Source organism: Streptomyces sp. NPDC037013, from assembly GCF_055607265.1.
Genome location: NZ_JBVJRV010000007.1, coordinates 89,363 through 109,233, shown reverse-complemented (window position 1 = coordinate 109,233; position 19,871 = coordinate 89,363). Strand labels below are relative to the sequence as shown.

The window sequence follows — 19,871 nt, the reverse complement described above, 5'->3', positions numbered from 1 at the left end:
GTTAGGCTCAGGAGACGCAGGGCCGAAACGGCCCGCGTCACTGTGTATACGCGTCACACTCCCAGAAGGAGATGCTCGTGCCGTCCATCGACGTCGTCGTAGCCCGGGAAATCCTGGACTCCCGAGGCAACCCCACGGTCGAGGTCGAGGTCGGCCTCGACGACGGCAGCACCGGTCGTGCCGCCGTTCCGTCCGGTGCCTCCACCGGTGCCTTCGAGGCCATCGAACTCCGCGACGGTGACCCCAACCGTTACCAGGGCAAGGGTGTCGAGAAGGCCGTCCTCGCCGTCATCGAGCAGATCGGCCCGGAGCTCGTCGGCTACGACGCCACCGAGCAGCGCCTGATCGACCAGGCCATGTTCGACCTGGACGCCACCGACAACAAGGGCTCGCTCGGCGCCAACGCCATCCTCGGCGTCTCGCTCGCCGTCGCCCACGCCGCCTCCGAGGCCAGCGACCTGCCGCTCTTCCGCTACCTCGGCGGACCCAACGCGCACCTGCTGCCCGTCCCGATGATGAACATCCTGAACGGCGGGTCGCACGCCGACTCGAACGTCGACATCCAGGAATTCATGATCGCCCCGATCGGCGCGGAGTCCTTCTCCGAGGCGCTGCGCTGGGGCACCGAGGTCTACCACACCCTCAAGAAGGTGCTGAAGGAGAAGGGCCTCTCCACCGGCCTCGGCGACGAGGGCGGCTTCGCCCCGAACCTGGACTCCAACCGCGCCGCGCTCGACCTCATCCTCGAGGCCATCAAGCAGGCCGGTTACGTCCCCGGCGAGCAGATCGCGCTCGCCCTGGACGTCGCCGCGTCCGAGTTCTACAAGGACGGCAGCTACGAGTTCGAGGGCAAGACCCGCTCGGCCGCCGAGATGACCGAGTACTACGAGGAGCTCGTCGCCTCGTACCCGCTCGTCTCCATCGAGGACCCGCTGTTCGAGGACGACTGGGCCGGCTGGAACGCCATCACCGAGAAGCTCGGCGACAAGGTGCAGCTCGTCGGCGACGACCTGTTCGTCACCAACCCCGAGCGCCTGGCCCGCGGCATCGAGGAGAACTCGGCCAACGCCCTGCTCGTCAAGGTCAACCAGATCGGCTCGCTGACCGAGACCCTGGACGCCGTCGAGATGGCCCAGCGCAGCGGCTTCAAGTGCATGATGTCGCACCGCTCCGGCGAGACCGAGGACGTCACCATCGCCGACCTCGCCGTCGCCACCAACTGCGGCCAGATCAAGACCGGCGCCCCGGCCCGCTCCGAGCGCGTCGCCAAGTACAACCAGCTGCTGCGCATCGAGGAGATCCTCGACGACGCCGCCGTCTACGCCGGCCGCAGCGCGTTCCCCCGCTTCCGCACCGCCGAGTGACGCCTCCCGGCACAGGCAGAGCGGCTCCCGCAGCCACGTAGTTACCTACGTCCCCGCACCCGGTCCCGTACCGTGTGCGGGGACGTACGTACGTATACGCGCTGCTCTGGGGAGACGGAACCATGGCCAAGGCCGGGACCAAGGACCGGTTCTCCACCGCGACCCGCCTGCGGCTGCTCGGCGAGCAGACCGCCGAGCGCGTCTACCGCTCCCAGACCAAGCGCCAGGCCCGCCGCTCCCGGCTCACCGGCCGCGCCGCCCTCCTCGCCCTCGTGCTCTGCTCGCTGGTCGTCGCGCTCGCGTACCCCATGCGGCAGTACGTCTCCCAGCGCGCGGAGATCGACGACCTGCGCCGCCAGAAGGCCGCGCACCGGGCGGACGTCGAGAAGCTGCGCGACGAGAAGGCGCGCTGGCAGGACGACGCGTACGCGGAGCAGCGCATCCGGGACCGCCTGCACTACGTGATGCCCGGCGAGACCGGCTTCACCGTGATCGACCCCGCGGCGGCGAAGAGCCGGCGCACGGACCAGGGGGCGGCCTCGCGCCCCTGGTACTCGAACGTCTGGGACGGCGTCGACAAGGCCGACCGACCCGACGACTGACCTCAGACGACTGACCTCAGCACGCCCCTCCGTAGCGAACCGATCGAAAGACAGGCATGGAAACCCCCCCGCCGACCACCGAACGCACCGAGCCGACCGACGCCGACGTCGAGGCCTTCAAGCAGCAGCTGGGCCGCCCGCCGCGCGGCCTGCGGGCCATCGCGCACCGCTGCCCCTGCGGGCAGCCGGACGTCGTCGAGACGGCGCCGCGCCTCCCGGACGGGACGCCCTTCCCGACGACGTACTACCTGACCTGCCCGCGCGCCGCGTCCGCCATCGGCACGCTGGAGGCCAACGGCGTGATGAAGGAGATGTCGGAGCGGCTCCGGACCGACCCGGAGCTGGCCGCCGCGTACCGCAAGGCGCACGAGGACTACCTCGCCCGCCGCGACGCCATCGAGGTCCTCGAGGGCTTTCCGAGCGCGGGCGGCATGCCGGACCGCGTGAAGTGTCTGCACGTCCTGGTCGGCCACTCGCTGGCCGCCGGGCCGGGCGTGAACCCGCTGGGCGACGAGGCCCTCGCGATGCTGCCCGAGTGGTGGGCCAAGGGCCCGTGCGTCACGCCGTGCGCCGCTTCCGGGGAGGCCGGGTGACCCGCGTCGCCGCCATCGACTGCGGCACCAACTCGATCCGCCTGCTCATCGCGGACGTCGACCCGGCCACCGGCGAACTGGTCGACCTGGACCGCCGGATGACGATCGTCCGGCTCGGCCAGGGCGTGGACAGGACGGGCCGCCTCGCCCCCGAGGCGCTGCGGCGGACCTTCGCGGCCTGCCACGAGTACGCCGCCCTCATCAAGGAGCACGGCGCCGAGCGGCTGCGCTTCGTCGCCACCTCCGCCTCCCGCGACGCGGAGAACCGCGACGAGTTCGTCCGGGGCGTCCTGGACATCCTGGGCGTCGAGCCGGAGGTCATCAGCGGCGACCAGGAGGCCGAGTTCTCCTTCACCGGCGCGACCAGGGAGCTGTCCGGCCGGGACGACGTCGCCGGCCCCTACCTGGTCGTGGACATCGGCGGCGGCTCCACGGAGTTCGTGGTCGGCACCGACGAGGTGCAGGCCGCCCGCTCGGTCGACGTGGGCTGCGTCCGCATGACCGAGCGGCATCTCGTGCGCGACGGCGTGATCACGGACCCGCCCGCGCCGGAGCAGCTGGACGCGATCCGCGCCGACATCGAGGCGGCGCTCGACCTCGCCGAGCGGACGGTGCCGCTCAAGGAGGCCCGCACCCTCGTGGGCCTGGCGGGTTCGGTGACGACCATCGCCGCCATCGCGCTCGGCCTCGACGCGTACGACTCGGCGGCCATCCACCACTCCCGGATCCCGTACGAGCAGGTCAGCGCGATCGTGGAGCGGCTGACGCACGCCACGCACGAGGAGCGCGCCGCGATTCCCGCGATGCACGAGGGCCGGGTCGACGTCATCGCGTCGGGCGCCCTCGTCCTGCTGGCGATCATGGACAGGGTCGGCGCGCGCGAGGTCGTGGTGAGCGAACACGACATCCTCGACGGCATCGCCTGGTCCATCGCCTGAGCGGGTCCGGTGGCGTCTGAGCGGTCGCCAGGGGGGTCCTTGGGCTCCCCGGCGACACTCCGTCGGGAAAGTTCGTGAAGTTCTTCACAAGGAAAACGGCCCTGATGGGCGAGGTTCGCGGGTGTTGTGCCCCCGTGCGGGGCTCCCGCGGGCTCCGGGGCCCGCGGCCGGTCCTCCTCGCGGGGGGCGGCGGGGCGGGGTGCGGGGGTGCGGTCCACTCTCTGCGGCGGGCTCGCGGCGCAGCTCACAAGGGGTGAACAACGACTCGTGAGGTGCGGTGGTTCCCCCGTGGCGCCATGACCTCTGTCACGTGGGCGGCGAAGTGTAGCAGAGGCCCTGCGCATCCTTGTGAAGGGGCGCACGAGCGACCCCCGCCCGGCAGGTGGATACTCGATGGCATGAGCACCACGGAGCGTCCCAGGATCCTCGTAGTAGGCGGTGGGTACGTAGGCCTGTACGCAGCTCGGCGCATTCTCAAGAAGATGCGCTTCGGAGAGGCGACCGTCACGGTCGTCGACCCCCGGTCGTACATGACCTACCAGCCCTTCCTCCCCGAAGCCGCCGCCGGCAACATCTCGCCCCGGCATGTCGTCGTACCGCTGCGACGCGTGCTGCCGAGGGCCGAGGTTCTCACCGGCCGGGTCACCACCATCGACCAGGACCGCAAGGTCGCCACGATCGCGCCGCTCGTCGGCGAGGCGTACGAGCTGCCTTTCGACTACCTGGTCATCGCGATGGGCGCGGTCTCCCGCACCTTCCCGATCCCCGGCCTCGCCGAGCAGGGCATCGGCATGAAGGGCATCGAGGAGGCCATCGGCCTGCGCAACCACGTCCTCGAGCAGCTCGACAAGGCTGACTCCACGACCGACGAGGAGGTCCGCCGCAAGGCGCTGACCTTCGTCTTCGTCGGCGGCGGCTTCGCGGGTGCGGAGACCGTCGGTGAGGTCGAGGACATGGCCCGCGACGCGGCCAAGTACTACAAGAACGTCAAGCGCGAGGACATGCGCTTCGTCCTCGTCGACGTCGCGGACAAGATCCTCCCCGAGGTCGGTCCCAAGCTCGGCCAGTACGGCAAGGAGCACCTCGAGGGCCGCGGTGTCGAGGTCTACCTCAAGACCGGCATGGACTCCTGCGTCGACGGCCACGTGGTCCTCAACAACGGCCTCGAGGTCGACTCCAACACCATCGTGTGGACCGCGGGCGTCAAGCCGAACCCGGCGCTCTCCCGCTTCGGTCTGCCGCTCGGCCCGCGCGGCCACGTGGACACCCAGACGACGCTCCAGGTGCAGGGCACGGACTACATCTGGGCCGCGGGCGACAACGCCCAGGTGCCGGACGTGGTCGGCCGCAAGGCCGGCAACGAGAACGCCTGGTGCCCGCCGAACGCCCAGCACGCGCTGCGGCAGGCGAAGGTCCTCGGCGACAACGTGATCTCCGGCATGCGGGGCTTCCCGCAGAAGGAGTACAGCCACGCCAACAAGGGTGCGGTCGCCGGTCTCGGCCTGCACAAGGGCGTCGCGATGATCGTCATGGGCAAGATGAAGATCAAGCTCAAGGGCCGTCTCGCCTGGTACATGCACCGCGGCTACCACGGCATGGCGATGCCGACGTTCAACCGCAAGATCCGCGTCCTCGCGGACTGGACCCTCGGCATGTTCCTCAAGCGCGAGGTCGTCTCCCTCGGCGCCATGGAGACGCCGCGCGAGGAGTTCTACGAGGCGGCCAAGCCCGCCCCGAAGCCCGCTGCCGCCGCCGAGCCGGCGCCCGAGGTGAAGACCGAGGAGAAGGCCAAGGCCTCCTGACCTCGCGTCACTGATCCACCCCGAAGGGGGCCGTCCGCCATCCGTGGTGCGGGCGGCCCCCTTCGGCGTGTCCGGGGGTGAGTAGATGTGGTGGGCATCTATTTTGCCGTTCCGTGACACCGCAACGGGACTGCGCCCGGGGGGCTTTGGTGTTTACGTGGTGTTGGACCGTCCCGGGACCCGCTTCCCCGAGCCCGACTCCGTTCGCGGCGGGGGAGGCCCATTCGGAGGTGTGCGTCATGCAGGACGCCGCACTGCGGCTGAAGAATCTCGCCGAGCAGCTCATCGGAGCTCCCCTGCCGGTGCGCATCCGCGCCTGGGACCGGTCGGAGGCGGGCCCGCCGGGCACCCCCGTCCTCGTCGTACGCAGCCGCAGGGCCCTGCGCCACCTGCTCTTCAAACCCGGCGAACTGGGCCTGGCCCGCGCCTGGGTCGCCGGTGACCTGGACGTCGACGGCGATCTGTACGAGGCGCTCGACCTGCTCGCGGAGTTCATCTGGGAGCGCGGCGAGGACGCCAGGAACCTGCGGGAGTCCCTGCGCGACCCGAAGTTCCGCGCCGCCGCCCGCTCACTGATCGCCCTCTCCGCCCCCTTCCTGCCGCCGGCCCCGCCACCGGAGGAGATGCGCAGACGCGGCCGGCTCCACCGGCACACCAAGGGCAGCGACCGGCAGGCCATCAGCCACCACTACGACGTCGGCAACGACTTCTACGAGCTGGTCCTCGGCCCCTCGATGGTCTACTCGTGCGCGTACTGGGAGTCGCCCGACGCCACTCTGGAGAACGCCCAGCGCGACAAGCTCGAACTCGTCGCCCGCAAGCTCGGCCTGCGGCCCGGCATGCGCCTGCTCGACGTCGGCTGCGGCTGGGGCTCCATGGCGATCCACGCGGCCCGCGAGCACGGCGTGAGCGTCGTCGGCGTCACGCTCTCGCAGGAACAGGCCGCCTACGCCAGGAAGCGGATCGCCGAGGAGGGGCTGACCGACCGGATCGAGATCCGCGTCCAGGACTACCGCGACGTGCGCGACGGCCCCTACGACGCCATCAGCTCCATCGGCATGGCCGAACACGTCGGCGCCGAGCGCTACCTGGAGTACGCGAGCGACCTGTACGCCCTCCTCAAGCCCGGCGGGCGGCTCCTCAACCACCAGATCGCGCGGCGCCCGCAGGACGACGAGTCGGCGTACAGCGTGGACGAGTTCATCGACGCGTACGTCTTCCCCGACGGCGAACTGGCGCCGGTCGGCACCACCGTTCAGCTCCTGGAACGCGCCGGCTTCGAGGTGCGCGACCTGGAGTCCATCCGCGAGCACTACGCCCTCACGCTGCGCCGCTGGGTCGCGAACCTGGAGGCGCACTGGGAGCAGGGGCAGCGGCTCACCTCGCCGGGCCGGGCCCGCATCTGGCGGCTCTACATGGCCGCCTCCGCGCTGGCCTTCGAACGCAACCGGATCGGCGTCAACCAGGTCCTCGCCGTGAAGACCCCGGAGGCGGGCGCCTCGGGACTGCCGCTGCGCTCCAGGGACTGGCGGTAGCCGGCCGGTCCGGCGTGTGGATTCAGCCCGTCCGGCGTTTGAGGACGAGCCGCGGAGCGGCGACACGCGGGCACCCGAAGGGCCCTGGACAAGTCTCCTCGTCCAGGGCCCTTGCACGGTCTCCCTCTCGCGGGAGCGCTACTCGCTCTTGATGGCCTGCAGCGGGTTGAGCCGCGCCGCGCTGCGGGCCGGCCACATCGCCGCGAGGACGCCGACCAGGGCCGCGATCCCCAGGAAGACCGCGATGCGGCCGTACGGGATCTCCATCGCGTACGTCGACACGGAGTCGGCGATGCTGTTGCCCGCGGCCCAGCCGATGAAGAGGCCGAGCACGATGCCGAGCACCGCGCCGAACAGCGAGATGATGACCGACTCGAGGCGGACCATCTGCTTGACACTGGCCCGGTCGAGGCCGATCGCCCGCAACATGCCGATCTCGTGCTTCCGCTCGAAGACCGACATGGCCAGGGTGTTGATGACACCGAGCACCGCGATGAGGATGGCCATCGCCAGCAGGCCGTACAGCATGTTGAGGACCAGGTTGATGCCGCCCGCGATCGCGTTGCTGATCGCGTCCTTGTCCTGCACGGTGATGGCCGGGTTGTCGCCCAGGGCGTCGATGATGGCGTCCTCGGCCTTGTCGGAGGTGCCGTCCTTCATCTTCACGAGGACCTGCTTGTCGACGACCTTGTCCAGGTGCGGGTCGACGACGGAGACCGGGGCGAAGAGCCCGTTGAGCATCTCGTTGCCCTTGTAGACGCCGGCGACCTTCAGGCGGACCGTCTTGCCGTCGTCGTCGAACTTCAGCGGGAAGGTGTCGCCCGCCTTCAGCCCCTTGTCCTTGGCGGTGTCCTCGTCGACGAGCGCGCCGCCGCTCTTGAGACCGGCCAGCGAGCCGCTGGTGAAGTCCAGGCCGACCAGCCGGCCGAAGGTCTCGGGGTCGACGCCGGTGACGGTGGACCAGCTGCCGTCGGCCTCGCCGTACGCGGTGCGCATCGGGCTGGTCGCCTCGACGCCGGGGACCTTGTCGAGCTTTCCGCGGACCTCGGGGGTCAGCGGCTGGAAGTTCGCCATCGAGACGCTGTAGTCGGCCTTCATGGATCCGGCGGCCATCTTGTTGATGGCGCTGCCCATGGAGGTCGCGATGACCGTCATGCCCGTGATGAGGGTGAGGCCGATCATCAGGGCGGCGGCGGTGGAGGCCGTGCGGCGCGGGTTGCGCACCGAGTTGAGGCGGGACAGCTTGCCGGTGACGCCGAACGGCTTCAGGAGCGGGGCCGCCGCGGCGATGAACGGGCGGGACAGCAGCGGCGTCAGGACGATGACGCCGACGAGGATGACGCCCGCGCCCCCGGCCATCACGTAGTTGTCGTCCATGAAGAGCAGGAGCACGCCGAGGGCGACGATGATCGAACCGATGGTGTTGCGGACGACCAGGCCGCGCACCGTCGGCGTGGCGTGCACGCTGTTCATGGCGGCGACCGGCGGGATCCTGGCGGCGCGGCGGCCCGGCAGCCAGGCGGCCAGCATGGTCACGACCACACCGATCAGGAGGGCGGCGACCACGGTCGTCGGGGCGATGACCAGCGGCCCGTCGGGCAGCGAGGCACCGCCGGAGTTCATCAGGGCCTCCAGGCCCACGGCGACGCCGATGCCGAGCGCGAAGCCCGCGACGGCGGCGACCAGGCCCACGAGGAACGCCTCGATCAGCACGGAGCGCGTCACCTGACGGCGCGAGGCGCCCACGGCCCGCATGAGGGCGAGCTCCTTGGTGCGCTGGGCGACCAGCATGGTGAAGGTGTTGGCGATGATGAAGATGCCGACGAAGAGCGCGATGCCGGCGAAGATCAGCAGGACCTGGCTCATGGAGCTGGTCTGCGTCTCGATCATGTCGTCCTGCTCGGACTTGAGCTCGCCGCCCGTCTTCGTCGAGGAGTCCTTCGGCAGGATCTTCTCGACCGAGTCCTTCAGGGCCGCCTCGGAGGTGCCCGCGGCCGCCTTCACGTCGATCTCGTCGTAACCGGTCTTGTTGAGCGCCTTGAACGCGGTCTTGTTGTCGAAGACCGCCAGGCTGCCGCCCGCGACCACGCTGCCGTCGTCGGTGTCGAAGATGCCGCTGACCTTCGCGGTCCGCACCGGCCCGTCGGTGGAGTAGCGGACGGTGTCGCCCACCTTGTAGCCGGTGCGCCCGGCGGTACGGCTGTCCAGGGCGATGTCACCGGCCGACTTGGGCGGGGCGCCCTCGGTGAAGTCGTAGCGCGGGTCCTTGCCGTCCTTGCCCGGGTAGAAATTGGTGCCGGTGGTGCCCCACTCGCCGCCGACCAGCTTGCCGTTCTTGTCGGCGAGCGCGGTGAAGCCGGAGACGGAACCGGTGACGGAGTCCGCGCCGGGCAGCCGTCCGGTCTTCTTCAGGAGGGAGTCGGTGAGCCGGGAGTGCCGCTCGCCGTCCTCGGACCCGCCGCCGTCCGACAGGATGGCGACGGAGACGTGGTCGAAGCTCTTCGCCGACTTGTTCTTGTAGGCGTTGCCGAACGTGTCGGTGAAGACCAGCGTGCCGGAGACGAAGGCGACACCGAGCATGACGGCGAGCACGGTCATCAACAGCCTGGCCTTGTGCGTGAGCACGTTGCGCAGGGCGGTACGGAACATGGGTGTGAGTCCAGGGTGAGGTGAGGGGGGAAATGCCCCGCAGGGGCTTTTTTCCCAGGGGCGCGGGGAACTGCGCGCTCAGCCACGAAGGGCCCGCAGTCCCGGAGGGGAGCTCGGCCGAGAGGGCGGACGGGACGCCGCTCAAGGCCGGGCGGCCATCAGCTCGTACGGCCCTTGGCGTCGAAGTGCTTCATCCGGTCGAGCACGCCGTCGGCGGTCGGACGGTGCATCTCGTCGACGACGCGGCCGTCGGCGAGGAAGATCACGCGGTCCGCGTACGAGGCGGCGACCGGGTCGTGGGTGACCATCACGACGGTCTGCCCGAGGTCGCGCACCGAGTTGCGCAGGAAGCCGAGGACCTCGGCGCCGGAGCGCGAGTCGAGGTTTCCGGTCGGCTCGTCACCGAAGATGATCTCCGGCTGGGAGGCGAGCGCGCGGGCCACGGCGACGCGCTGCTGCTGGCCGCCGGAGAGCTCGGTCGGACGGTGCTTGAGGCGCCCGGAGAGCCCCACCATCTCGATGACCTGCTCCAGCCACGCCTGGTCGGGCTTGCGGCCCGCGATGTCCATCGGCAGCGTGATGTTCTCCAGCGCCGTCAGCGTCGGCAGCAGGTTGAAGGCCTGGAAGATGAAGCCGATCTTGTCCCGGCGGAGCTTGGTGAGCTGCTTGTCCTTGAGCGTGGACAGCTCGGTCTCGCCGATGCGCACGGAGCCGGAGCTGAAGCTGTCCAGGCCCGCGACGCAGTGCATCAGCGTGGACTTGCCGGAGCCCGAGGGGCCCATGATCGCGGTGAACTCGCCCTGTCCGAAGTCGACGGAGACCCGGTCCAGGGCGACCACCTGGGTCTCGCCCTGTCCATACACCTTGGAGAGTTCCGTGGCGCGCGCCGCCACGGCGGTGGTGCGGGCGGCGAAGGGGGTGGTGGTCACGGGAGGGTGCTCCTGTTCGGTACGACGAGTGGGGACGTACTCCATCGTCCTGGCCGATCAGCGCCCTGGAGTCACCCGCTGATCCGGTTCGGGGGGCCCTCTCCAGTCGGACTTGAGGGCGGCCTGTCATACCTGGGGATGACAGGCGTCCCTGATGCGGAAAGAGGGTGAAAGCGGGGACGGGGCCGTCAGGGCGGCTAAATTCCGTCATTCCGTGCAGAGGCCCACGAGACCGGCCGAGCCCGGGGAAAGGCCTCCGGCAAGTACCGATGGACCGTGCCGCGGTCTGATGCACCCTCAGACGTCAATAAAATAAGACAACATCGGGCTGGCCTTCCGCTGTTCGGGGGACGCCTCCCGATAGGGTCGAAGCCTCGATGCGGAGCCCATGGCCTGCCCGGATGGTGGAATGCAGACACGGCGAGCTTAAACCTCGCTGCCCCTCGGGGGCGTGCCGGTTCGAGTCCGGCTCCGGGCACTTCCGCTGCGTTCCCCCTGTGCTGTTCCTGTGCGCTCCTTGTGTTCCCGTACGACTGGTGAGTCCTTGATCACGACGTACGCGGCCGGCGGGACGGGCCTGATGGCGCCTCAGTTCGAGCGCCGCGCCATGACGTTGGCCGCACCGGCCCGGGACTAGGGCAGCCGCACCGTGTTGAAGCGGGCCGCGGTGTGCAGGTCGGCCTCGATCGCCGCCGCGGTCTCGCGCAGCGCGGGCAGCAGGGCGTCACGGGTCCGGGCCACCGGGCCCGCGCCCGCGTGCTGCGCCACGTTCAGCGCCGCGACCACCTCACCCCGTGCGTCCCTGACCGGCACGGCGACCGAACGCAGCCCCTCCTCCAGCTCCTGGTCGGCGGTGGCGTGCCCGTCGGCGGCGACCCGGTCGAGGATCCGGGCCAGCTCCGCCGGATCCGTGACGGTCCGCGCCGTGAGGGCCCGGGGCGGCGCGGACCGCAGGACCCGGGCGCGCTCCTGGGCAGGGAGCCCGGCGAGCAGCACCCTGCCCATGGCGGTGGCGTACGCCGGGAAGCGGGTGCCGACGGTGATGTGCACGCTCATGACGCGCACCGTCGCCGCCCGCGCCACGTACAGGATGTCCGTCCCGTCCAGGACCGTGACCGACGCCGACTGGTGCACGCGGTCCGTCAGGTCGCGCAGGTGCGGCTCGGCCAGCTCGGCGAAGGTGAGCCGGGACAGGGCGGCGTGGCCCAACTCCAGGATGCGGGGGAGCGGGCGGTACAGGCGGCCGTCGTGCGCCGCGTACCCGGCCTGCTCCAGGGTGTGCAGGCAGCGCCGCGCGGTGGCCCTCGGCAGCCCCGTCGCCGCCGCGAGCGCGGTGAGCGGCAGCCCCTCGCCCCGGGCCTCGCCCAGCGCGCACAGCACCGCGAGGCCGCGGGCCAGCGACTGCAGGAACCCGGGCCCCAGATCGGCTTTGGCGGCCAGGGCGTCGGCGGCGGTGCCCAGAAGACCGGCCCCGGAGGCGGCTCCGGGCGCCCCGGGCCCGTCCGGGGCCGGTTCCGTGTCCGCGAGGCCCGCCAGGTGGTCCGCCTCCGCGCGCAGGCGCGGCAGCATCGCCTCGGCGAGGCCGGCCGCCGTGTGCCTGCTGGTGTGGCTCACCGCCGACAGGGCGTACCTGACCCGTCCCGAGCCGTCGCGCACCGGGACCGCCACCGCGATCAGCCCCGGCTCGATCAGCTGGTCGTCCAGCGCCCAGCCCGTCTCGCGGGCACGCGCAACGCGGGCCGCGAGGTCCGGCAGCTCCGCGGGCGCGGGGCCCGGCGGCAGCGCGGGAAAGGCCTCCTCGGCGGGCCCGGCGGCGACGCGCGCCCGCCACGCCGCCCACCGCTCGCCGTCCCACGCGTCCGCGAACAGCGCGCCCGGCGCGCACCGCTCGGGCGGCAGCAGGTCCCCGATGCGGAAGGCCACCGACATCGCGCGGCGCCGCGCGGCCTGGGTCACGAACCGCACCCCGTCGCCGTCGGGCACGGCGAGGGAGACCGACTCGTCGAGCTCGTCGGCGAGCCGGGCGGTGCGCGCCGCCACCTCGCCGGTCAGGCCGCTGGCCGCGAGGTAGGCGTTGCCCAGCTCCATGACGCGGGGCGTGAGGTGCAGCTCCTGTCCGCGCACGCGGAGGTGGCCGAGGCGGGCGAGGGTCGCCACCACCCGGTCGACCGTCGAGCGGGCCAGGCCCGTGGCGCGCACGAGGTCGCTCGCGCGCATCCGCCCCGGCTCCGCACGGGCGAGGGTCCGCAGCACGGCGAGGCCGCGCTCCAGGGGGCGTACGGACTCTTCGGGCATGCGCCGCTCCTCGTACCTGTGCTCAAGGTGCTCGTGGCAGCCGAAATCGGGTGCCGCACGACCGTTGACAGCGCACCGGCGCGGCCGGAGACTCCCGTCAGCACATTATGAACGAAAGTTCACCAGGCGAACAAGTGCGGTCGTGAGGTGCGCGCGGTGCGCGGGGTGGACACGGGGAGGGGATCGAACGATGCGTACCACCGTCGGGATCATCGGGGCCGGGCCGGCCGGGCTGCTCCTCGCCCGCCTGCTGCACACCGCGGGGATCGATTCCGTCGTCCTGGAGAGCCGCGACCGCGCCTACGTGGAGCAGCGCCAGCGCGCCGGAATCCTGGAGCAGGGCACCGTCGACGTGCTGCGCGAGGCGGGGGCCGGGGCCCGCATGGACCGCGAGGGCCTGCCGCACGACGGCATCGAGCTGCGCTTCGACCGCCGCAGGCACCGCGTCGACTTCCCCGCGCTGACCGGCGGCAAATCCGTCATGGTCTACGCGCAGACCGAGGTCTGCAAGGACCTCATCGCCCTCCAGCTCGAGGCGGGCGGACCGCTGCTGTTCGGGGCCGAGGCGCTGGAGGTGACGGACGCCGACACCCAGAGCCCCCGCATCCGCTTCCGGCGCGAAGGACGCGACGGCCGCGGCGCACGCGAGGAGATCCTGACGTGCGAGTACGTGGTGGGCTGCGACGGCTCCTGGGGCGTGGCCCGCAAGGCGGTGCCCCAGCGGCTCTCCCGGACCTTCGAGTGCACCTTCCCCTACGGCTGGCTCGGCATCCTCGCCGACGTGCCGCCCTCCCACGACGAGCTGGTCTACGCCCGCCACGACCGCGGCTTCGCGCTCCTGTCCATGCGCTCGCCGACCGTCACGCGCGCGTACCTGCAGGTTCCGGCCGGCACCGAGGCACGGGACTGGACCCACGGCCAGATCTGGGACGAGCTCGACCGCCGCCTGGAGACCGACGACCCGGCCTGGACGCTGCGGCGCGGGCCCGTCACCGCCACCTCCGTCACGCCCATGCGCGCCTTCGTCCACGAGCCCATGCGGCACGGCCGGCTCTTCCTCGCCGGGGACGCCGCGCACATCGTCCCGCCGACCGGCGCGAAGGGCCTCAACCTCGCCGTCGGCGACGTCGTCACCTTCGCCCGCGCGCTGATCCGCCTTCGCGACAAGGGCGACGCAAGCCACCTCGACGCGTACTCCGAGACCTGTCTGCGCCGAGTCTGGCAGGCCGAGCGCTTCTCCTGCGCGATGACGTCCCTGCTCCACCGCGCCCCCGACGCCACCCCCTTCGACGACCGCGTCCAACTCGCCCGGCTCGACCGGATCACCACCGCGCGCTCCGCCGAGGAAGACCTCGCGGAGGCCTACACCGGATTCCCCCTGGACCGGGCCCCGGACCAGCGGGCCCCAGAAGGAAGAGTCCTGTGAACCCACCGACCCCACCGGCCCCCGCCGGGGAGCGCACCTTCCGGTCCGTCGCGCCCGTCATCGCTCTGTGCTGGCTCGTCATCTTCTTCGACGGCATGGACGTCAACATCTACGGCGCCGTGCTGCCGCACCTCGTCGACGACCCCGACCTCGGCTTCAGCGCCTCCCTCGCCGGCACCATCGGCTCCTGGACCACCTTCGGCATGCTCGTCGGCGCCCTCGGCTGCGGCACCCTCACCGACTGGGCGGGCCGCAGGCCGATGGTGGCGGGCAGCGTCGTCCTCTTTTCGCTGGGCTCCGCGCTGTGCGCGCTCGCGCCGAGCGCCGCCGTCTTCGGCGCGGGCCGGTTCGTCTCCGGGCTCGGGCTCGGCGGGCTCATGCCGATCGGGCTGGCGATCGTCAGCGAGTTCGCGCCGCCGCGCAGGGCCGCGCTCGCCACCGGCCTCATGATGACCTCGTACCACGCGGGCGGCATGGCGGCGACGGGCCTCGGGCTCGCGCTCGGCCCCGACCACGGCTGGCGCGCCGTCTTCTGGACCGGTGTCGTCCCCGCCGTCGTCGTCGTGCCGCTGGTGTGGAAGTGGCTGCCCGAGTCGCCGGGCGTCCTGCTCGCCAAGGGGCGCGCCGAGGAGGCGGCGGCGGTCGCCGGCCGCTACCGGCTGCCCGTCCCGACCCCCGCCGACGCGCCAGGGACCGGGGCGAAGGGGAGCTTCACCGCCGTCGCCGGGCTCTTCACCCCCGGGCGGCGCCTGGCGACCCCGCTCCTGTGGCTCGCCTCCTTCGCCGGACTGCTCCTGGTGTACGGCGTCTCCACCTGGCTGCCCCAGCTCATGCGGGCCATGGGCTACTCGCTCTCCTCCTCCGTCACCTTCCTCATGGTGATCAACGCGGGCGGCATCGTCGGTCTGCTGGTCGCCGGGCGCACCGCCGACCGTTTCGGGCCGTTCAAGGTCTCCGCGATCTGGTTCCTGCTCACCGCGTGCGGCGCCTTCCTGCTCAAGGCCCAGCTGCCCCTCGGCGTCGCCTACGCCGTCGTCTTCGTGACCGGCGTCTGGCTCTTCTCCGCGCAGGTCATGGTGTACGCGGCCGCTCCCTCCCTCTACCGGCCCGCGCAGCGCGCCACGGGGCTCGGCTGGGTCACCGGCGTCGGGCGCACCGGGGCGGTGGTGGGGCCGTGGCTGGGCGGGGCGGTGGTCGAGGACGGCGACGCCTCGCTCGGTTTCACGACCTTCGCGGCGGCCGCGGTGCTGGGCGCCGTCGCCATCTCCCTGGTGGCACTCGTGCGGGGGAACGGTTCCGATCCGGGAACAGTACGGGCGATGCCGGGCGTTCTCGGTCACAGAGAGGGAAAGATCCTCCCCAAGCACTAGGCCCATCCTTTTGCCTACGCATTACTCTTGAGGCAAAGCCACACACGGTGGCCCATGGAGGAGTGAAATGAGGAGCAGTAACCCGGTCTTCTCGCGACGGGGGTTCAGCCGCGACAACGGCTACGCCGGCTTCGGCGCGCAGCCGCAGGCCGGGGGACCCGCAGCCGCGACCCAGACCCAGCAGGGCAACCCGTACGCGCAGGGCAATCCCTACGCCACCAATCCGTACGCCCAGCAGGACCTGCAGCACGGAGCGCCCCAGGCGCCCGTGACGGCCGCGGGCCGCATGACGATGGACGACGTCGTCATGCGCACCGCCACCACGCTCGGCACGCTCGTGGTCACGGCCGCGCTCGCCTGGGCGCTGCTGCCGGTCGACGACGCCAACATCAGCAAGTCGTACGGCATCGCGATCGGCGCCGGCCTCATCGCGATGGTGCTCGGCCTGGTCCAGGCGTTCAAGCGCAAGGCGTCGCCCGCGCTGATCCTGACCTACGCCGCGCTCGAGGGCGTCTTCCTCGGCGTCGTCTCCAGCGTCGTCGACAACCGCATCGCGAGCGGCGCGGCCATGCAGGCCGTGCTCGGCACGATGGCCGTCTTCATCGGCGTCCTCGTGGCGTACAAGGCGGGCTGGATCCGCGTCAACCGCCGCTTCTACGGCTTCGTGATGGCCGCGGCGATGGGCTTCCTGCTGCTGACCGCGGTGAACCTGCTGTTCATGGTCTTCGGCGGCGGTGACGGCCTCGGCTTCCGCAGCGGTGGCCTCGGCATCGTCTTCGGCATCGTCGGCATCCTGCTCGGCGCGTGCTTCCTCGCCCTGGACTTCAAGCAGGTCGAGGACGGCATCGCCTACGGCGCCCCGAAGGAAGAGGCCTGGCTCGCCGCGTTCGGTCTGACGATGACGCTCGTCTGGATCTACATGGAGTTCCTGCGCCTGATCGCGATCTTCTCGGGCAACGACTGACCGGGACCGGGGCAGTGACCCCGGGACCACCGAAGGGCCCGCGGACCGGAGACGGTCCGCGGGCCCTTCGCCGTTGGGTGTGTGGTCTCCCGGGGGGGACCGGGGACCGGGGGTCGGGGGTGCCTGGTCAGAGCAGTTTGCGGGCGGCCCGCCTGAGGTCGTACTCGTGGATGATCGCCTTCGCGTGGCCGTACGCGAGGTTGTGTTCGGCGCGGAGCCAGCTGACCTTCTCCTCGAAACGGAAGAGAGAGGGGCCTTCGTCCACGGCGCGGAGCCAGTCGGACACTTCACGACCGGTGCATTGGGGGATTCGGGCGAGCAGGTTGCGGTGGGTCTCCTCGGAGAAGACTTGGGACATCGGCGCCTCCGGACGCGTCGCGATGTGTTCCGTCCTTCACGCCACCGTGCCTGAGCGCCGGGGCGTTGGCAACAGTCCCGGAAAGGCGCATAAGGTCGCGGGGTGCTCGATACGACGCCTTTGACTGCCGCAGTGGACCATTTCGCCGACCGTCTGCGGGCCGCGCCGCAGAGCCGCCTGCAGCGCGGGGCGGCGACCGAAGCGCTCGCTCTGGCCAGGGAGTTGGCGCTGCGCGCGCAGCGCATCGAGGAACCGGAGGCGGAGCCGCGGGAGATGCCGGACGCGGGGATGTTCGCCGCGGCCGACCAGATCACCGTCGCGGGGCGAGATCTCGCCCTTGTGCTGACGGACCCCGGGGAGCTGGCGCGGGCGCTGGAGCTGGTGGCCGAGGCGCAGAAGCGGGCCGGGGTCTAGGACGGGTGCCGGGCGCCGGCTCCCGGCCGCCCGTGGGCGTCCGGGCCGGTGCGGGGCCGGGGGCGGCCCGTCAGACCGACGCGATGACGCGGTCGGCCAGGATGTAGACGTTCTCGGTGCCGCACTCGAAGGTGAGCGCGTACGCGCCGAAGATGCCGGAGCCGCCGAGCAGGAACGGGGTGCGGCCCTCGCGCAGCGCGGCCGCGAGGAGCTCCGCGGTCTCGCGGTGGCCGGGCGTCATGCACAGCGTCGTACCGTCCGCGAAGACGTACACGTCCAGGGTGCCCAGCGGGCCGGGGCGGACGTCGGCGAGGGCGGTGCGGGCCTCGGCCAGCTCCTCCAGACAGGCGACCGTGCGCTCGTGGTCGCCGTGGGCGTCCTGGTCGGGGGAGACCGGCGACTGCACCGGCACGAAGTCCGGGTGCGAGGGGTGCCGGCGGCGGGCGGCCGCCAACTCGGGGGAGTCCCCGGCGAATTCGTCGGTGCCCGCCTGGTCGGCGAAGGGTTCGGTGACCGGCTCCAGGCTGTCCGACTCCAGACCCGCGAAGTCGGCCTGGCGCGGCAGGAAGAGCTCGTCGGCGATGCCCTCGGGCAGGCCGGGCAGCCCGCTGAGGAGGCCGGGTCCTTCCGCGCCCTCGCGGGCCTCCTGGGCGGCCCAGAAGGCACGGGCCTCGGCCAGTTCGCGCTCGCGCTCCTCGGCGAGGGCCTCGGTCACGGCCGCGCGTATCTCGTCGGTGTCCACCGTGGTGCGGGCGCCCGGCACCAGGGGGTGCGGGGCGCTCGTGGCACGGCTGTCGGCCAGTTCGGTGTGCAGGGCTGTGATCTCGGCGAGCTGCTTCCGCAGGCCGTGCACCGCGTGCAGGGCAGCGGCGCCCACGGCCGTGGCAGCGGCCGTGGAGAGCAGCAGGGCAAGAGGCAATGCGCTCACTGACGTACTCCCGGTTTCAAGTCGACCCCCGACTTCCTACATCAGCTTGAAGCCTGCACGATCCACCTGTCAGTGCATTACGTCACGAATTGGACAGGTCTTTGGACCCGGGGTTTATCCCCGGATCAGCTCTGAGCTGGGCATATATGTCTCCCCCAGGAGATAGGTCACATCCTGGGGGAGATTGGGTCACGAAGTGATGCAGGGACGGAGCGTCATCACCGCGAACCGAGTGTCAGCGTTTTCGGGACGCTCGGGGCGTCAGGGGGTGCGGTGGCCCGTCCCGCCGGTGGTCAGCTGAGGCGCTCGATGACCATCGCCATGCCCTGCCCGCCGCCGACGCACATCGTCTCCAGGCCGAACTGCTTGTCGTGGAACTGCAGGGAATTGATGAGCGTGCCGGTGATGCGGGCGCCCGTCATGCCGAAGGGGTGGCCGACGGCAATGGCGCCGCCGTTGACGTTGAGCTTCTCGATCGGGATGTCCAGGTCGCGGTAGGAGGGGATCACCTGGGCCGCGAACGCCTCGTTGATCTCGAAGAGGTCGATGTCGCCGACGGTCAGACCGGCCCGCTTCAGCGCCTGCTTGCTCGCCTCGACCGGGCCGAGGCCCATGATCTCGGGGGAGAGGCCGGTGACGCCGGTGGAGACGATGCGGGCCAGCGGGGTCAGGCCGAGCTCGCGGGCCTTGGTGTCGCTCATGATGACCAGGGCGGCGGCGCCGTCGTTGAGCGGGCAGCAGTTGCCCGCGGTCACCAGGCCGTCGGGGCGGAAGACCGGCTTCAGGCCCTGGACGCCCTCGTACGTGACGCCGGCACGCGGGCCGTCGTCCTTGCCGACCACGGTGCCGTCGGGGGTGGTGACCGGGGTGATCTCCCGCTCCCAGAAGCCGTTCTTGATCGCTTCCTCGGCGAGGTTCTGCGAGCGGACGCCGAACTCGTCCATGTCCTTGCGGGTGACGCCCTTGGCGCGCGCGAGGTTCTCCGCGGTCTGGCCCATCGCGATGTACGCGTCCGGGATCAGGCCGTCCTCGCGCGGGTCGTGCCAGGTGCTGCCCTCGGTCTCGGCGACGGCGGCGGTACGGGCCTCGGCCTCGGCGAAGAGGGGGTTGTGGGTGTCGGGCAGACCGTCGGAGGTGCCCTTCACGCTCCGCGAGACCATCTCCACGCCCGCCGAGATGAACACGTCGCCCTCACCCGCCTTGATGGCGTGCAGGGCCATGCGGGAGGTCTGCAGGGAGGACGAGCAGTACCGGGTGATCGTGCAGCCGGGGAGGTGGTCCATCCCCATCTGCACGGCCACGATGCGGCCGAGGTTGTGCCCCTGCTCGCCGCCGGGCAGCCCGCAGCCGAGCATCAGGTCGTCGATGTCCCTGGGGTCGAGCCCGGGGACCTTGGCGAGGGCGGCCTCGATGATCGTGGCGGTCAGGTCGTCCGGCCGCAGATCCTTCAGCGACCCCTTGAAGGCGCGGCCGATCGGGGAACGGGCGGCGGAGACGATCACGGCTTCGGGCATCACGGACTCCTGGCGGGGGCGCCCTGGGCAGGGCGGCGGCTGGGCGGACTCCTTGGGAAGTTACCTGCACGTAGGGGTGAGCGTCATCGGGTGGGGGCTGTGACGCGGGACGCATTTCTAAGCGACCGCTCAGGCCGCGGGGCCCGGAATGGAAGGGTGCGGCCCGGCGGGGGCTTGTCGCGCAGTTCCC

Annotated in this window: 16 protein-coding genes and 1 tRNA gene; 11 read left to right on the top strand and 6 right to left on the bottom strand. The window is 71.4% G+C overall.

Going from position 1 to position 19,871, the window contains the following annotated elements:
- The first annotated feature begins 71 nt into the window (after positions 1–71).
- The 6 genes from eno to ACZ7DY_RS25905 all read left to right on the top strand — a co-directional run bounded on the left by eno (position 72) and on the right by ACZ7DY_RS25905 (position 6,834).
- Positions 72–1,364, top strand: coding sequence for a phosphopyruvate hydratase (gene eno / locus ACZ7DY_RS25930; protein ID WP_471138900.1), 1,293 nt, complete (start codon positions 72–74; stop codon positions 1,362–1,364).
- A gap of 122 nt (positions 1,365–1,486) precedes the next feature.
- Positions 1,487–1,966, top strand: coding sequence for an FtsB family cell division protein (locus tag ACZ7DY_RS25925; RefSeq protein ID WP_471138898.1), 480 nt, complete (start codon positions 1,487–1,489; stop codon positions 1,964–1,966).
- Between the two features lie 56 nt (positions 1,967–2,022).
- Entirely contained in the window at positions 2,023–2,559 is a 537-nt protein-coding gene (locus ACZ7DY_RS25920) for a DUF501 domain-containing protein (RefSeq protein WP_471138895.1), read from the top strand.
- Entirely contained in the window at positions 2,556–3,497 is a 942-nt protein-coding gene (locus tag ACZ7DY_RS25915) for a Ppx/GppA phosphatase family protein (protein ID WP_471138892.1), read from the top strand. Before ACZ7DY_RS25920 ends, ACZ7DY_RS25915 begins: the two co-directional genes overlap by 4 nt.
- A 398-nt stretch (positions 3,498–3,895) precedes the next feature.
- Positions 3,896–5,299: an NAD(P)/FAD-dependent oxidoreductase gene (locus ACZ7DY_RS25910; RefSeq protein ID WP_471138890.1), complete on the top strand. Its 1,404-nt coding sequence runs from the start codon at positions 3,896–3,898 to the stop codon at positions 5,297–5,299.
- Between the two features lie 239 nt (positions 5,300–5,538).
- Positions 5,539–6,834, top strand: a complete 1,296-nt coding sequence (locus ACZ7DY_RS25905) for a class I SAM-dependent methyltransferase (RefSeq protein WP_471138887.1) — start codon at positions 5,539–5,541, stop codon at positions 6,832–6,834.
- Positions 6,835–6,972: 138 nt separating this feature from the next.
- Here ACZ7DY_RS25905 and ACZ7DY_RS25900 read toward each other — a convergent pair whose 3' ends face one another.
- Positions 6,973–9,483: an ABC transporter permease gene (locus ACZ7DY_RS25900; RefSeq protein ID WP_471138884.1), complete on the bottom strand. Its 2,511-nt coding sequence runs from the start codon at positions 9,481–9,483 to the stop codon at positions 6,973–6,975.
- 158 nt (positions 9,484–9,641) lie between these two features.
- Entirely contained in the window at positions 9,642–10,412 is a 771-nt protein-coding gene (locus ACZ7DY_RS25895; protein WP_471138881.1) for an ABC transporter ATP-binding protein, read from the bottom strand.
- Between the two features lie 395 nt (positions 10,413–10,807).
- Here ACZ7DY_RS25895 and ACZ7DY_RS25890 point away from each other — a divergent pair.
- Positions 10,808–10,890: transfer RNA gene (locus ACZ7DY_RS25890), tRNA-Leu, on the top strand.
- Positions 10,891–11,045: 155 nt separating this feature from the next.
- On the opposite strand, the gene ACZ7DY_RS25885 is transcribed toward ACZ7DY_RS25890, so the two are convergent.
- Positions 11,046–12,707, bottom strand: coding sequence for an IclR family transcriptional regulator domain-containing protein (locus ACZ7DY_RS25885; RefSeq protein WP_471138880.1), 1,662 nt, complete (start codon positions 12,705–12,707; stop codon positions 11,046–11,048).
- 190 nt (positions 12,708–12,897) lie between these two features.
- Between ACZ7DY_RS25885 and ACZ7DY_RS25880 the strand changes: the two genes are divergently transcribed.
- The 3 genes from ACZ7DY_RS25880 (at position 12,898) to ACZ7DY_RS25870 (ending at position 16,467) form a co-directional block, all read left to right on the top strand.
- Positions 12,898–14,133 (top strand): 4-hydroxybenzoate 3-monooxygenase, encoded by a 1,236-nt coding sequence (locus ACZ7DY_RS25880; protein ID WP_471138877.1) that lies wholly within the window; start codon positions 12,898–12,900, stop codon positions 14,131–14,133.
- Positions 14,130–15,503: an MFS transporter gene (locus tag ACZ7DY_RS25875; protein WP_471138875.1), complete on the top strand. Its 1,374-nt coding sequence runs from the start codon at positions 14,130–14,132 to the stop codon at positions 15,501–15,503. Before ACZ7DY_RS25880 ends, ACZ7DY_RS25875 begins: the two co-directional genes overlap by 4 nt.
- A gap of 67 nt (positions 15,504–15,570) precedes the next feature.
- Entirely contained in the window at positions 15,571–16,467 is an 897-nt protein-coding gene (locus tag ACZ7DY_RS25870; protein WP_471138872.1) for a Bax inhibitor-1/YccA family protein, read from the top strand.
- 127 nt (positions 16,468–16,594) lie between these two features.
- Here ACZ7DY_RS25870 and ACZ7DY_RS25865 read toward each other — a convergent pair whose 3' ends face one another.
- Entirely contained in the window at positions 16,595–16,825 is a 231-nt protein-coding gene (locus ACZ7DY_RS25865; protein WP_355807324.1) for a DUF4287 domain-containing protein, read from the bottom strand.
- A 102-nt stretch (positions 16,826–16,927) separates the two neighbouring features.
- Between ACZ7DY_RS25865 and ACZ7DY_RS25860 the strand changes: the two genes are divergently transcribed.
- Positions 16,928–17,239 (top strand): hypothetical protein, encoded by a 312-nt coding sequence (locus ACZ7DY_RS25860; protein ID WP_471138869.1) that lies wholly within the window; start codon positions 16,928–16,930, stop codon positions 17,237–17,239.
- A gap of 70 nt (positions 17,240–17,309) precedes the next feature.
- On the opposite strand, the gene ACZ7DY_RS25855 is transcribed toward ACZ7DY_RS25860, so the two are convergent.
- Complete coding sequence (locus tag ACZ7DY_RS25855) at positions 17,310–18,167, bottom strand: hypothetical protein (RefSeq protein ID WP_471138866.1); 858 nt, start codon at positions 18,165–18,167, stop codon at positions 17,310–17,312.
- A 293-nt stretch (positions 18,168–18,460) separates the two neighbouring features.
- Positions 18,461–19,681: an acetyl-CoA C-acetyltransferase gene (locus ACZ7DY_RS25850; protein ID WP_471138864.1), complete on the bottom strand. Its 1,221-nt coding sequence runs from the start codon at positions 19,679–19,681 to the stop codon at positions 18,461–18,463.
- Between the last annotated feature and the right edge of the window lie 190 nt (positions 19,682–19,871).